The sequence below is a fragment of the Belliella baltica DSM 15883 genome (assembly GCF_000265405.1).
GTDB classification, from domain to species: Bacteria; Bacteroidota; Bacteroidia; order Cytophagales; family Cyclobacteriaceae; genus Belliella; species Belliella baltica.
On the sequence record NC_018010.1, the window covers coordinates 3,411,635 to 3,427,234 of the forward strand.

The 15,600-nt window shown below is 38.0% G+C and carries 10 protein-coding genes; 4 read left to right on the plus strand and 6 right to left on the minus strand.

Going from position 1 to position 15,600, the window contains the following annotated elements; translation table 11 throughout:
• Positions 1-705: 705 nt before the first annotated feature.
• Complete coding sequence (locus BELBA_RS15535) at positions 706-1,542, minus strand: IS3 family transposase (protein ID WP_014771031.1); 837 nt, start codon at positions 1,540-1,542, stop codon at positions 706-708.
• Entirely contained in the window at positions 1,539-1,832 is a 294-nt protein-coding gene (locus BELBA_RS15540; RefSeq protein ID WP_014770860.1) for a transposase, read from the minus strand. Before BELBA_RS15540 ends, BELBA_RS15535 begins: the two co-directional genes overlap by 4 nt.
• Positions 1,833-1,990: 158 nt before the next feature.
• On the opposite strand from BELBA_RS15540, the gene istA reads away from it, so the two are divergent.
• Together istA and istB are read left to right on the plus strand one after the other, a co-directional pair.
• Complete coding sequence (gene istA, locus BELBA_RS15545) at positions 1,991-3,547, plus strand: IS21 family transposase (protein WP_014771937.1); 1,557 nt, start codon at positions 1,991-1,993, stop codon at positions 3,545-3,547.
• Positions 3,548-3,562: 15 nt separating this feature from the next.
• Positions 3,563-4,306 carry an IS21-like element helper ATPase IstB gene (gene istB / locus BELBA_RS15550; protein WP_014770947.1) on the plus strand — a complete coding sequence of 248 codons (744 nt, stop codon included), beginning with the start codon at positions 3,563-3,565 and terminating at the stop codon, positions 4,304-4,306.
• A gap of 93 nt (positions 4,307-4,399) precedes the next feature.
• Here the strand turns inward: istB and BELBA_RS15555 are convergent, their stop codons facing one another.
• A complete protein-coding gene (locus BELBA_RS15555) occupies positions 4,400-6,670 on the minus strand; it encodes an outer membrane beta-barrel protein (protein ID WP_014773633.1) in 2,271 nt (756 codons plus the stop codon).
• 296 nt (positions 6,671-6,966) lie between these two features.
• Here BELBA_RS15555 and BELBA_RS15560 point away from each other — a divergent pair, with 296 nt between their 5' ends.
• Positions 6,967-7,437, plus strand: coding sequence for a copper resistance protein NlpE (locus BELBA_RS15560; protein WP_014773634.1), 471 nt, complete (start codon positions 6,967-6,969; stop codon positions 7,435-7,437).
• Positions 7,438-7,749: 312 nt separating this feature from the next.
• Here BELBA_RS15560 and BELBA_RS15565 read toward each other — a convergent pair whose 3' ends face one another.
• The gene (locus tag BELBA_RS15565) at positions 7,750-10,986 is read right to left on the minus strand and encodes a S41 family peptidase (RefSeq protein WP_014773635.1); all 3,237 of its coding nucleotides are present in this window, start codon (positions 10,984-10,986) and stop codon (positions 7,750-7,752) included.
• 115 nt (positions 10,987-11,101) lie between these two features.
• Positions 11,102-12,769, minus strand: a complete 1,668-nt coding sequence (locus BELBA_RS15570; protein WP_014773636.1) for an RluA family pseudouridine synthase — start codon at positions 12,767-12,769, stop codon at positions 11,102-11,104.
• A gap of 164 nt (positions 12,770-12,933) precedes the next feature.
• Here BELBA_RS15570 and BELBA_RS15575 point away from each other — a divergent pair, with 164 nt between their 5' ends.
• Positions 12,934-15,225, plus strand: a complete 2,292-nt coding sequence (locus BELBA_RS15575) for an acyl-CoA dehydrogenase family protein (RefSeq protein WP_014773637.1) — start codon at positions 12,934-12,936, stop codon at positions 15,223-15,225.
• On the opposite strand, the gene BELBA_RS15580 is transcribed toward BELBA_RS15575, so the two are convergent.
• Entirely contained in the window at positions 15,222-15,557 is a 336-nt protein-coding gene (locus BELBA_RS15580) for a hypothetical protein (RefSeq protein WP_014773638.1), read from the minus strand. The genes BELBA_RS15575 and BELBA_RS15580 overlap by 4 nt on opposite strands.
• Positions 15,558-15,600: the final 43 nt, after the last annotated feature.

A 15,600-nucleotide genomic window follows, 5' to 3' on the forward strand; every position in this document is an offset into this window, starting at 1 on the left:
ATACCGGGTTAAGAAGTCCGTAATGCCTATGGCATTTGAAGGAAAGTCTGGAGACTTTGTGGGGAAGTTTGAAAACTACTTAGGCAAACAGTCCAAGTCTGAAGACTTGAACTAATAGGCAAAATTGAAAACTTGATCCAGTTGAAGGAAATTAGGATTGCAAATCCTGTTTATCTAATTCTCGAAATTGCAAATTTCGAGAAGCGGACATTTGGAATTAAAGTCTGGAGACTTATGAAGGGCAGTTTGAAAACTGCGATGTGGTAGGTCCAAGTCTCCAAAAAGGAGGTAAACCTCCCTGAAGGGAGGTAAATCTGAAGACTTGAACCAATTTGAGCTGCGGGTCGGGATAAATTTCGAGAAGCTGAGAAGCTGAATTCAGCTGCGCTGCACTTCGGTTAGCTCTTATATTTTAGGAGTTCGGTTTTTTCTATTTGTTCCATTTCGGTAATTCTCCGGTATGGTCAAAAAAGTTTTTTAGCATTTCAACTTGTTCTTTCATTTGGTCGATATTGCCATCTGTTACATACCAATAAATGTCAAGAGCGTCTGTTTTGTCTTTTATTAATTGATCAGTCTATAACACTCCCCATTTGTTGGACCAAAAGTATCAGTTGCTAAGTTAATTTATTTATTTGTTAATACTTCTTTAGTTGTCCTATTTCCCAAGGGTACCCTTGGGAAATAGGACAACTAACTTTTACTTTATGCTGCTTTTCGGGTTGGCCCATAATATCTTTCCCCAGGCTTCTCCCTAGTGGTATGATGAACCTTTTGGTTGTAATATTCAATATACCATTTGACACCTTTGAGCAGGTCATAACCGTCCTCGCTTGGGTTCAGATAGATGTAATCATACTTGATCGACTTCCAGAACCTTTCAATATATACATTGTCCAAAGCCCTTCCCTTTCCGTCCATTGATACTTTGATATCCAGCCCTTCAAGGTAATTGATCCATAAGGCTGATGTGTACTGGCTTCCCTGATCGGAATTGACTATCTCTGGCTTACCATTTTCTCTGATGGCCTCTTCGATTACCTGCTTACACCATTTGGCGTCCTGACTGTTGGATATACCCCATGACAGTATCCTTCTGCTGTAAACATCCATGACTGCGGTCAGGAACATAAACCCCTTCTGCATCGGAATGTAGGTGATATCGGTTACCCACACTTGGTTGGGCCTTTCAATCTTTAAGTTCCTGAGAAGATAAGGCCTGATATATTCACGCAAACCGGATTTGGTAAGGTTCTTCCTCCTGTAAAGGGTTTCCCTGCCCATCAGCCTGAAAAGCCTCCTGATGCGCTTTGGGCCGACAACGAAGCCCAGTCCTGTCAACAGATAGACCATCGACACAACGCCTTCAGTAGGGTGATCGGTAAGATGCCTGTCCATGATTCCCATCAGTTTCAGATTGATCTCGTTTTCCCCTTTTGGTTTGTAATATAGACTGCTTCGGGGAACCTCCAATACTTCACACTGTTTCCTTATAGAAAGCCCCTTATAATCGGAACAAACCAATGTCGCCCGGTCTTTCATATCCCCAGTTTCTTGCAGCTTTTTTTTAAAAAGTCATTCTCTACTTTTAGCTCTCCGATCTGGGCATAGAGCTGCTCAAGGGCAGGGCCTTCTTCCTTTTTCTTTGAATGATCCTTTTCAAATACAGCTGACATATTATCCAAAAACTCACCCTTCCACTTGGAGATAATCACAGGGCTAACATCGAACTTCTTGGACAATTCAGCCAATGTAAACTGATTCTTGATTGCTTCAAGGGCCACTTTTGCCTTGAACTCAGGAGAAAACTTTCGTCTTGTTTGCTTGTTCATAAGGTTAAATTTAAACGGTTTTTTTAACTTAACCTCTGGTCTCAATTTTGGGGAGTATTATATGGTGATGTAAATTGACCCCCGTCAAAAGTTATTTTTCTGGAATGGAATAAGAGGCTTTTAAGTCCTGTTAGGAGTGCAAACAATTAAGCATTCCCATGGCCAATCGCACTCTTACCATGAACAAGATCAAACAAATTTTACGAGGCCATTTTGAAGGCCATGGCTCCAAGCAGCTCAGCAAATTGACGGGAGTCTCCCGCAATACTGTCAAGTCCTATCTTAAAAGATTTCAACAAACAGGCCTTTCCTTTGAAGAGGTTAATCAGCTTTCCGATGAAGGTTTAGCTGAATTAATATTAGGTCCACCAGCCCCTGTGCAGCAAAGTGACAGGCTGGAAGTATTACTTCCTTTATTGCCTGGGATCGTTAAGAAGTTGCGAATAAAAGGCATGACACGTCAGCGTCTCTGGGAAGAATACCGACAGAAGCATCCTGACGGTTTTCAGGCCAGCCAGTTCCGCAAACATATTCGGCAATACGTGGGTAAGCAGGGGCTAACGATGCATTTTGAGCACCTAGCCGGAGATAAAGTATTCATCGACTATGCGGGTAAAAAGCTCTATGTCACTGATCCCGATACAGGGGAGCATTTTCCTGTAGAGGTATTTGTGGCTACGCTGGGCTGTACTCAATACACTTATGTGGAAGCCACTTACACCCAGAAGAAACCCGACTTCATCGGAAGCTGCACAAGGATGCTGGAGTTCTTCGGCGGGGTTCCAAGGGTAATCGTGCCTGACAACCTCCGGTCTGCAGTTACCAAAGGCAGCAAATACTCTCCAGTCCTGAACGAGACCTTTGAAACCTTTGCTGAGCATTACAACACCACTATCATTCCGGCAAGACCGCGTCAGCCAAGAGAAAAGTCTCTGGTCGAAGGTGCTGTAAGACTGGTATATCAGCGGATTTATGTAGCTCTTCAGGGAAAGGTGTTTTTATCCTTAGAAAGCCTTAATGAAGCACTTGTTCCTTTGGTATCCAACTACAATGACTATGCACTCAGAGGTGAGGAAAGTCGCAGGGAACAGTTTGAGACACTTGAGCGGAACAGTCTGCTGGCACTTCCCGAACTTCCTTATCAGCTGATGAGTGTCAAAGTGTGCACTGTAATGAAAAACACCCACATATGTCTTGGGGAGGATAAACACTACTACAGTGTTCCCCATCAGTATATGGGAAAGAAAGTCAAAGTCCTTTTCAATGATGACCAGGTAGAGATCTTTTACAAGTATCATCCTATAGCCAAACACAAACGCGATAAAAGGAAGCATAAGTACACGACACTAAGGGATCATCTGGCCGGAAACCAGAAGTATGTATCCGATTGGAGTTATGAATTCTTTGTAAGTGAAGGCAATAAGATCAGCAAGGAGGTAGGGAAATTCCTATCCAGCCTGATGGAATCTATTCCCCATCCGGAGCAAGGTTATAGATCCTGCTCCGGAATCCTTCATCTTGCCCGTAAAGTGGGTTCACAGCGGATCACTGGAGCCTGCAAAAGAGCGTCAGAGTATGGTGTTTACACCTATCCTATGATTGAACAGATCCTTTCCAAAAATTTAGACGCAATCAGTTTTTCCGATGAACAGCTGGATGAGTCTTCCCAGATGCCCAAACACCACAACATCCGTGGCAACAGATACTTCAGTTAACAAACACCAATTCCAATGATACAAGAAACAATTGAAAAAATGAGAAAAATGAAGCTTTACGGCATGTCACGAAGCTTCAGTCATGCCACAGAATCCGGCTCTCTGTCATCCCTTACACCGGATGAACTGATTAGTCTGCTCGTGGAAAACGAATGGGATGACCGTCAAAACCGCAGGATGGATCGAAGCCTTCGTGGTGCACGTTTCCGATACAAAGCCACTGTCGAGGAACTGGATTTTCGTCCCGGGCGTGAACTGGACAAAAATCAACTATTGAGACTCGCAGACGGAGCATACATCCACAAAGGAGAAAACATTCTGATGACAGGAAGTACAGGCACAGGTAAGAGTTATCTTGCCTGTGCCTTGGGCAATCAGGCTTGTAGCAAGGGACACAAAGTCCTTTATGCGAATACGACTAAGTTGCTTACCCAACTGAAAATGGCTAAGGCTGATGGATCTTCTATCAAAGAGATGCTCAAACTCGAAAAACTTGATGTGTTGATACTCGATGACTTTGGGATACAACCCCTGGATGTTCAGAGCAGAATGTTGCTGATGGAGATTATAGAGGACCGACATGGTAAAAAGTCCACCATCATCACTTCGCAGTTACCGGTCAGTGCATGGTATGAAATAATCGGAGATCAAACTCTTGCAGATGCTATTTTGGACAGAATTGTGCACGATGCTCACCGGATAGAACTAAAGGGAGAATCCCTGAGAAGAAAACGTAATATTAATCCCGAAAAACAATAACTTTAACGCGATGTAAGTCCACTATTCCTGACCAAAAAACTACTTAACTCCGGGGGGTCACTTTGCAGCGCTGATAGGGGGTCACTTTGACCGCTATATGCAGTTGGCTCTAGTGCTTAAGTTTATATTACTTTTTATAAAAGAAACAGGGAAGCCAAAAGACAAATATGATCTAGCATCCCAAAACCCATCTAAGTTGATCGGTCTATTGAATTGACCACCTTGTCTCAACAAAACATCTCCATCTATTAAGGTATCACGAGCTGCGATAAAAGTAGAATTACCTAAGTAATTATTTCTTTTTGATCCCGATACAAACATAAAGAAGGATCTCGAAGACTCGGTATCGACCCTTCTAATTCTTGCAAACAATCTTTGTTGATATTCCTGTACCAAATCTGGATTACCCGCAAAAATTTGAATAGGATTTCTATTATCTATCAAAGATTGCAATTGTCTGATAGAAGGAGCGTCAGTACTAGCTCTGTAGTCTATTCTAATATTAGTCTGTTCAGAAAGATTATAATTGATCACAGCTCTTGGAATCCAATTCTTGAATGTTCGTTGCGTGTTTTCAAAACCAGGAAATAATCTATCACTATTCAAATTAGAAACTTCATAATCTAGAGAAGTGAAAATTCTCCACTTTTCATTATTAAATCGATACCCAACGCCACTTTGTTGTTGTAAGTATTTATTTTCAAATTGATTAGAAAGAGCACTATCTAGTTCGAAAAATGTAGATTCAGCTTGTCTTTGTAAAACTTCTTGATCTGTTTTCCCTATGTCATTTCCTATTCTGTACTGCAATCTTAATTGAGAGTTTTCAGAAATGGGTTCACTATAATCAAAGCTCACTCTATAATTTAAGCTATTTGAATTACTGAAAGAATTTTGAATCAAACTATCAACCCTAGAAGTTCCAAAATCAGTGTTTACTGATGTCAATCTCGAATCTCTATTGGATTCATTCAGTCTTGAAGTAATGTTTGTAGATAATACTCTACCTTCTTTTGCAAACTTATAGCGATAAGTAAAGTCATTATCAAAACTAAACCACCTATTATCCCCAAGAGTTACATTATTAATTTCATTAATTGGATTCTGTGGATCAAACAAGTTTTGAGCTAAAGTCTCATTCCTAGATTGACTCATGGCATAACTTAGCCTTGATCTCCAAATGATTGCCGAACGTTCTGAAATATCATAATCTAACCTCAATTCCAAGCGATGTCTTTTAGACTCACTTACACTTCTTCTATCTTGATTATACAATTGCAAACTATCGCTTGGAAGTATATAGGATCTTGAGGATGTTCTGTTGAGTGTATTTCTACTGTCATTAAAGAAATATGAGCCAGTAAATTTCGCTTTTCCTTGATCAAACTTGTCTGAGAAGTTCACACCTACAGCATTGGTCACAGTGATCCCATCACGTTCACGAGTCTGAAGTGCATTATTGCCTCCTCCCCCTCGGCCTCCGCCACCCGCTTGACCGCCATTCTCACCTAGTGCACCTGAAAGGTCATCAGAAGAAAAATTCTGCTGATTGATATTATTTGTCAAACCTAAGACGGTCGTTCTTTGAGTTCCATTAAAGAAATTTAAAGATCCAGTAGCTATGTAGTTGTTATCAGTTCCATAGCCTCCGGAAAGCCTTCCAAACAAACCTGATTTCACTTCTTTCTTGGTGATGATATTGATCGTTTTGGTTGTATTTCCATCATCAAAGCCTGTCAAAACAGCTTGATCACTTCTTTGGTCCAAAAATTCAATTTTGTCGATTATCTCCACAGGAATATTAGCCATAGCCACAGCAGGGTTTTCTCCAAAAAATGGCTCCCCATCTACTAAAACCCTTCCTACCACTTCTCCTTGCACTTCAATAGTTCCATTCCTGAATACTACACCCGGCATTTTTCCAATCAATTCATCTGCATTTGCTTGAGGTCTAGTTTTAAATGCATTTGCGTTGAAGGCAACAGTGTCTCCTCTTACTTCTCCAGTCAAAACTTGAGCTTTGATTTCAAAAGTTTCTAATAGCTCTCCATCTTCTGAGATTTCAATATCTCCAATATCAACCCCATCAAAATTCTCAATGGTCTTTGTGGATTTTGTGTACCCAACAAATGTAACTTCTATATTATAGGTATTGATAGTCGGTCTTTGAAAAGAAAACTTACCAGACCCATCTGTAAATGTAGATGAAATTGTCTCTCCTAATTCAGATTTAACAAAAACATACGCACCAGGAAGTGTTTCCTTCGTTACTTTATCAACTACTCTTCCAGATATGGTAGATTGCCCAAAAGATAAATTGGCACTCAATAAGACGAATAAAAGAATAATACTTACTCGAATCATTATTTTGATTATATTAGGTTTGAATCTGCTTAAAGAAATATTATTTCACTTATAATTAATATACAAATTTAGGTTTGCTTTTCAGAGTAGACAAACCACTAATCTAATACCAATATTTGAAATGAATTGTTTATTTTACTGGTCTTTAAAACAAGATAAAAGGTCAAATAATGTCACTAACAAACACAATTTATTAAATATCATAACCAGTAATCGTATCAATTCAACATGATTAATTCATAATTTTACCGATTATAATAAAAGCATATTTTAACCCTATCTAAATCAAAAAAAGAATGAAAAATACATTGAAATTATACCTTGCAATTTCTTGCTTTATTTTACTGATCAGTTGTCAAAAATCAAGTCCAACGGAAGAAATTATTGTTGATGATGCCCTCTTTGAGACTGAAGAATTTTCTGAAGAATTTAAAGAAGAACATAATGCGCTTAACTCCTTAGATTATATGGGGGTTTACTCCGGAGTTCTTCCTTGTGCAGATTGTGAGGGGATAGAAACCACCATCGAATTGGGAAGTGGTAATTCTTATGTGAAAAAAGTCATTTATTTGGGCAAGGATAATCAACAAATTGTAGAAACTGGTGGAACTTTCACTTGGAACGAAGCTGGAAATACAATTACTCTAAATGAAGAGGATATGCCTAATCAATATTTTGTTGGAGAAAATATCCTATTTCATCTTGACATGGAAGGTAATAGGATAACAGGAGAACTTGCTGAAAAATATGAACTAAGAAAAGAATAGCTTTTATCAAAAAAACATCTACAGTTATTTATGGCTTACTGAAAATAAGAAATGGCTTAACTCAAAAGCGTGCACTTGCTGATAAGACTTATGCTTACTAAACAGACTATTCATTCAAAGTAATACAATTAACTCTTCACATCGCTTTTTTCAACACGCCTTGTTTTTCAGAATATCAAGTAGACCCAAATTATAAAACATTGATTTTAATTGATAAAATAAAAAGACCCGATCACGACAATCGGGTCTTTTTCTATAATCTCTTTTTAAGATTGAATAAATATCCGTCTATTATAGACACACGATCAGAACTTATTTGACATCTTTCAACAATTCTTCAACAGCTTTTTCCAATTGCTGATCAACACCTTTATCAATTTTACCTGGCATATTTTTTACCTGGAATTGTGGTGCAGTTTCATTGTTTTCCATCCACTCTCCTGCTTTGTTTTTAGCTGAAACAGGCACTACACCCCATCTTGTTCCATCAGGTAAAGATTCCCATCCAGCAAAAGAACAAGTTCCAGGTGTTGGCATCCCAACAGTCTTTCCGATATTCAAATCAGTATAACCACAAGCAAAACAATGCCCATCTGAATAATTTGCCTCATTAAACATGGCCAAAGTTGGCTTGGTCCATCTGAATGTTGGCTCATAACCCAAATCCCTATCTTCAGTAGCATAGGTAATAAATTTTTCACCTGTAAAGAACATCGCCAAATCTGCAACCAAATCTCCTCCACCATTGAATCGGGTATCTACAATTACACCTTCTTTATCATGGAATTTGCCCATCATCTCTTCATAGGTGTTTCTGTAAGGTCCATCAGACATTCCTGGAATATGTACATATCCCAATTTCCCTCCAGATAGTTTTTCAACTTCCTCCTGATTTTTCTTTACCCATCTTGAGTAGAGCAATCTATTTTCTTCACCTATTGAAATAGGCTTCACAGTAATTTGCTGACGACTATTATTGCTAGGGTCGATAACTTCAAGTAATGTGAATTTATCAGCTTTTCTATTGAAATATTCCGCAACATCTTTATCCTCTGAAATCAATTCTCCATCTACTTTTTCAATGATCATTCCTGCCTTTACATTGATGTTTGATTTGTCTAAAGGAGAACCTTTGATAATTTCAGCAATTTTGATTCCTGGACCTTTATGAGAATAATCCATAAAAACACCCAAAGATGCTGTCGCATCAGCTTGAGTAACTCTTCTGCTGAATCTTCCTCCAGCATGAGAAACATTCAACTCACCAATCATTTCGGAAAGCATTTCTGCAAATTCATATCCATTTCCAATATGAGGAAGATATTTTTCATAAGAAGTAGTCAACGCATCCCAATCGACGCCATGCATATCTGGTGTGTAGAATACTCCTTTTGTTCTATTCTTCACATGCTCAAATAAATGCGCTCTTTCCGCCTCAGTATCCATGCTCATTTCGCCGGAAATTTTTATCGTCTCACGTTTAGTACCATTATTTGTGATTTTGGCAATACTTCCCCCACTTAAAAGATAAAGATTTTTCATTTCCTTATCCCATTCCAAACTCCCATTTCCACCATCCAGCTTCAGTTCCATTTTGGTTTCTTTGGTTCTCAAGTCAGTACTCCAAAGATTCATTCCCTTTTCGAATCTAGCCAAATAGTAAAGCTTCTCACCATCTTTGTCTAAAACCGCGTCTCCAAGTGAAGAAGAGTGTATAGTTAATCTTGCTTTCCTTTCTTTCAAATCCTCCCAGTCGAATTTCAATTCTTCAACTTTTTTGTCCTCTTTTTTCTCGTCTTTCTTATCATCTTTTTTCTCTTCACTACCTTTATTAGCCTTTTCGACTTCTTTCATCAAATCATAATCTTCCTTACTGAGGCTAAATTTCTCGAAAGCATCCTTTGTGAAGAAAAGTGTATAAACATCATTTTGAGCACCTCCACTAGTCGCAAAGCTTTTTAGACCATCTCTGTTAGAAAACCATAACATTTGCTTACCACCATTCACCCACTTAGGACTGCTATCCCCATATCCACTTTGAGTAAGGTTCTCCATAGGTTTTTTGCCTGTGGCATCCAACAAAACAACTTCGCCATTGGCCATAGTAGGTCTGTAGGAAGCCAAAAGCCATTTACTATCTGGACTCCAATTGAAGTATTGATCCCCATCTCGCATATGCATCAGCTGCTCAGGCCCCATCAAAGTCACTGTTGTTTTAGCAGCCAAATCCAATATTTTAAGATTTCTTCTAGCTTCAATATAAGCTAGCTTTTTTCCATCTGGAGAAAGCAAGGGTTGATAATTATCAAATTCATTTGACACTAAGGGTTCTTCTTCTATCAATGTGCTAGCAAAGAAAAAAGGCTCCTCTTTATCTCTTACTTTTTTTGCTTGGTAAATAGTCCATTTACTATCTCTTTCACTAGCATAAACTATTGACTTTCCGTCAGGAGCAAACTGTACAAATTGCTCTTGCTCAGGTGTATTTGTGATTCTTTTAGTCAAAGATCCATCAACAGAGGTGACAAAAACTTCTCCTCTCGCAATAAATGCGATTTCCTTACCATCTGGTGAAATAGACATTTCTCTAACACCTCCATTGATGGTGATAAAGCTGTCTGAATTGGTAATTTGTTGGGTTTTAATAGCAACTTCAACTTTTTTAGGACTTTCGCCTTCTTTCAAAGTATATAGCTCTCCATCATAAGAAAAAGACATTGTGCCATTATCAGCAATCGATAAGAATCTAACTGGAAAATCTTTTAGTTCGGTCAATGCAGATTTTTGAGAAGGGTTTTCCATATTCATTTTGAAAACATTGAAACTCCCATTTTCTTCTGATAAATAATAAATGTCTTTTTCTCCTGGTGCAAAAACCGGGTTTCTATCTTCACCTCCAAAACTAGTCAGCATTTTATGACTTTTCGTTTCACTATCAAAAACCCAAATATCTCTGGTAATCGCTGATTGGTGTTTTTTCCTCCATTCATTTTCTCCACCTTTTTTATCATGATAGATCATCCTTTTACCATCTGCACTAACCTTTACATATTCTGCTGGCAAAGTCCAAACTTGATCCACTCTTCCGCCTTTGGCAGGAACTTGATATAATTCTGGCTGAGAACCTGTTGGATATTGTCTGTGTTCTGCCAAATCCTGACGAACACCACCAAAGATTACTGTTTGACCATCTGCAGAAAATGTATAAGGCATTTCATCAGTTGAATGATAAGTCAATCTTTCTGCTGAACCACCATCAGCTTCCATGATGAAAACATCAAAATTGCCATATCGATCAGAAGCAAAAGCAATTTTTTGACTGTCTTTACTCCATACAGGCATAAAATCATGTGCTTCATGAAAAGTAAGTTGTGTAGCTTTTCCTCCTGCTGTCGGGACTGTGTACAAATCACCTTTGTAAGTAAAAGCTATTTTTGAGGCATCAGGCGAAATAGCAGAATATCTGAGCCAATTAGGTGCATCTTGTGCAGATGAGAATCCTACGATTCCACTCAGAAGTAAACTCAAGTAAATCTTTATGAATTTCATATTTATCATTTAAAATTAGACCTTAAAAATAGTGAATTTAACTCCAGTGAAAAGAGTTTTTTACATTAATGGACAAATGATTGCACTCAAAATATCCAAGAGTCAATTTTAAACCTCAAAAGTCCGCCTCAACCTCAAACTCCATTCTATTATTATCTTCAGGATGGGTGAAGGCTAAAAATTCTGCATGCAAATGCAAACGATCTGCTTTCCTACCATATAAATCATCTCCCAAAATCGAAGCCCCCAATCCACTTGGATGTGCCGCATGCATTCTCAGTTGATGGGTTCTTCCTGTAATGGGAATAAATTGAATTCTAGTCAATTCATCTGATTCACTCAAAACTTTGAATTTTGTTTGGGAAGGTTTACCGTATTTGTAGCAAACCATCTGCTGAGGTCGATTATCTAAATCAACCCTCAATGGCAAATCTATTAGTCCTTCTTTCTCCTTGACTTTCCCCTCCAAAACTGCAACATAGCGTTTCTCTACGGTGCGCTTGATAAACTGTGCTTGAAGTTGCTGATGTGTAAATTTATTCTTCGCCACTAAGATGATTCCCGAAGTACTTTGATCTAGGCGATGAACCAAAATAGCTTCTGGATGCTTTTCCGTAATTCTTTTTTGAACAGAATCTGTTACGTTTTTACCAGGAACAGATAAGAATTCTGCAGGTTTGTTAATAACAATCAAGAAATCATCTTCATAAATGACTTCTAGCTTTTTGCCTTCAGCAGGATTTTTTAGAAGCGGATTTTCATCTACCTCCATGCCAGCAAGCATGTGGCCTAAGATTGGAAGACATTTACTCCTACAAGCAGGGTAAAATTCTCCATGTCTGCGAATCTCTGATTTAGGAGATTGACCCCACCAAAATTCTGCCATTGCTATAGGCTTCAAATCATTCAAAAATGCATAATGTAATAATTTTGGAGCAGCACACTCCCCCGCGCCGGCAGGAATTGGCAATTGTAACTCTTCTGTAAAAATCTCCCTTAAACTTTTCCAATCTTGATTAATATTTAAAAATCGATATTGATCGAATATTTGTTGTTGAAGTTTATTAGACAATTCTTTTCTTTCTTTCTTGAGTCTTAATAATTTTTCTTCATAATCATGAAGCTTAGACCTTAAGACTTCTAAAGATTCCTCCCACTCTTTTACCAATAAATTAAAAAAATATTTGTTTTTCAAGCTTTCTTCAATTTGCTCGGCTAGTAACTTTTCAAATTCAAACCCAGTCAAAACATGAGCAAGTTCTTTCTTTTTCTGTTTCCTTAACCTTCTAGCTGCATTCAAATCCTCCTTCTTATTGGCGATTTCTTCAGAGGCCTTTTTTTGCATCTTAGCCATTTCTTTCTTCAAAAAAACATACTCCTGATCAGCTTCTAGGACTTCAATACTTTGATTAATCCCATTTACTACTTGTTCCCCTCTTTTGAAAAAACCATCTTCCTTAAGCAGATCAAATACAGGTGGAACAAAATAATGATGATCATTACTATCGGCAAGTTTCCCTGAAAAAGCAGCCAAAAACCCAAATTCTGAGCGCTTATTTTGAACAACTAAGACACCGAACATCTTTCCGATTACCAAACCAGACTCCGTAGAATCTATACCAAAATTGTGTTTCCAATCGCTTTGATTCCGAAGGTAATGTTGAAGCTGATTAGCAGCTTGTATAGCTAAAGGATGGGCTTGGTAGTAGAAAGGAAAGGTGAATTTTGTTGGAATTTCGATTCCAGCAATGGACTTATGGAAAGGGATGAATCGATCAATCACTGATAATTTTTACTATTGAAAAACAAAAGTAGGATGATAAATTGGTTTCTTCTAAAATTCACAAGTATAAACCAATTTCAAACTATAGATCTTGGATAAACTTGTTAAAAAGAAGAACCTAATCATTTAAAGTGAGTATATTTAATTGAATCATTTTTAAACTTATGATTTACGCAGAAGAACTTCAAAAGAATCCCAAACTGTATATTTTTCTTCCTTTATATTACACGCTTTGGGCAGATAGCGTCTTGACTCCAACGGAAATTGAGGTAATGCAAAAGTTGATCAAGAAGCAAAGATGGCTCAAAAAGAAAGAAAAAGATTGGCTTAACCAAAATATAAATCCTTCCAAGGCTCCAAAACCTAAAGAATTGAAGTCTTGGAAAAAGAAGATCAAAGAATTGGATTTAGAGAATTTAGAAGATCTTTCTCAAATTGGAATTGCCTTGGTCAAAAGGCATGATTCGACCTTAGAAATAGAAAAAACTATTATTAATGACTTTCAAGCTGCTGAGTTAGCCTTAGGCTTGTTGAGCAAAGAGGCAGGATATACTTTCAAATCAGGACATCAAACCATCACAACTGAGCATAGCAAAGTTTATAACTTTGGTATCCAAGAGATGACGGCTCTTTTGGATGGAAATCAAGCTAATTTAATAAAAAAGGTAAAAACAGTAATTTCAGATCCTTCATTTGCCTATAAAGAACATGAAAGTTTGATCGCGCAAAGAGAGCAAGTTTTACAATGGTGCAAAAATCTAGCTGATCAAGGATTTGGTGCATGGGCTTTCCCAAAATCAGCAAATGGGAAAGATGATATGGAGGGATATTTTACCATCATGGAAACACTCTCTTACCATGATTTGAGCATGGTAATCAAATTCGGCGTTCAGTTTGGGCTGTGGGGAATGAGCGTATTCTTTTTAGGCACAGACAAACACCATCAAAAATATTTGAAGGATATAGGTAGTCTTAAACTTCCAGGATGCTTCGCTATGACTGAAACAGGTCATGGCTCAAATGTGAGGGGGTTGGAAACCACTGCCACATACGACCATAATAGTAAAACTTTCACCATCCACACTCCTAATCCTGAAGCTAGAAAGGAATACATTGGTAATGCTGCAATGCATGGTCAGATGGCTACAGTTTTTGCAAAATTGATCATAGATGGTGAGGATTATGGAGTCAATGCTTTTATCGTTCCATTAAGGAGCCCAGATGGAAAATTAGTAAAAGGAGTAAAAATCGAAGATTGTGGAAGAAAAATGGGACTAAATGGCGTAGATAATGGTGTCATTTATTTCCATAATGTAGAAATTCCTAAAGAAAATATGTTGGATAAATTCGCTTCTGTCAATGAAAGGGGGGAATTTGAAAGTCCAATCAATTCAGATAACAGAAGATTTTTCACCATGCTCGGAACTCTTGTTGGAGGTAGGATTGGTATTCCAAAATCAGCTCTATCAGCTACCAAAACAGGACTTACTATAGCTATCAGACATGCTGAGAAAAGAAAGCAATTTGGCCCAGAAGGTGGAGAAGAAGTTCCAATTATGAATTACAGAATGCATCAAAGAAGGTTGATGCCTCCTTTGGCAACAACCTATGCACTACACTTTGCTCTAAAATATCTGACCCAACGATTTATCAAAAGAACTGAGGAAAAAGCACAAGAAATAGAAGCTTTAGCTGCTGGACTCAAAGCTTATACAACCAGCTTTTCCACAGCTACACTTCAAGAGTGTCGAGAAGCTTGCGGAGGCAAAGGTTATTTATCTGAAAACCGAATTGATACACTCAAAAACGATACGGATGTTTATACAACTTTTGAAGGAGACAATATAGTCTTGATGCAACTTGTAGCTAAAAATAGATTGACGGAGTTCAGGCAGGAATTTGGAGACATGAATATGTTTACCATTTTCAATTACATCACCAATCAAGCTAAAACATCTATTACAGAAAAGAACCCACTTATCATCAGGAGTACTGAACAAACCCATTTACTTGATATGGATTTCCATCTTAGCGCTTTCAAATACCGTGAAAGGGCGATTTTGTCAAGTGCCGCACAAAGAATCAAGCGACATATTGACGACGGCATGGATTCTTTTGATGCTTTTAATGTAGTTCAGCATCATTTGGTCAATGTAGGTCAGGCTTATATAGAAAGAGTAGTTTTGGAGGAATTCCAAAAAGAGGTCATGGACACCAATGATGGGGATTGCAAAGATGCTCTTTTACAGCTTTGTCAATTATACGCTCTTAATACAATTGAGAAAAATCGTGGTTGGTACCTCGAACAAGGCTACATGGAAGGAGTCAAAACCAAAGCAATAAGAAAAGAAGTCAATCAACTCTGTTGGGAAGTTCGGAAAAATGCTTTGGCACTGACAGATGCTTTTGATATTCCTGAAAGTTGTATTGCCGCTCCTATTGCAAGTCGAGATTAGTCTGTTTGATACATTTTAGCTTCTACAGTCCTAGTCCCAACGGGTACCTTTTGAACTATAAAAGTTGATTCTTTCGCTTCCAAAAAGATGCAATCTTCACAAGATGAAGTGGGGTGCATTTTGTAACTGACAGTGTCAACTTTAATTTTTTCCTTGGAATCATCTAAATAAGTGATAATGAGAGTCAAGTTTCGATAATTCTTTTCCGTATTATTTTCAATACGAATTCGAACAAGGTCGGCTTCAAGCTCTTCAACGGTAATATTGAAGGGATCATTGCTACAAGCATAAATGCTAAAGACAACAAAAAAGAGGATCAGTAATTTCTTCATGACGGTGGGATTTACACTCAAGATATCTAAATCACACGAAAAA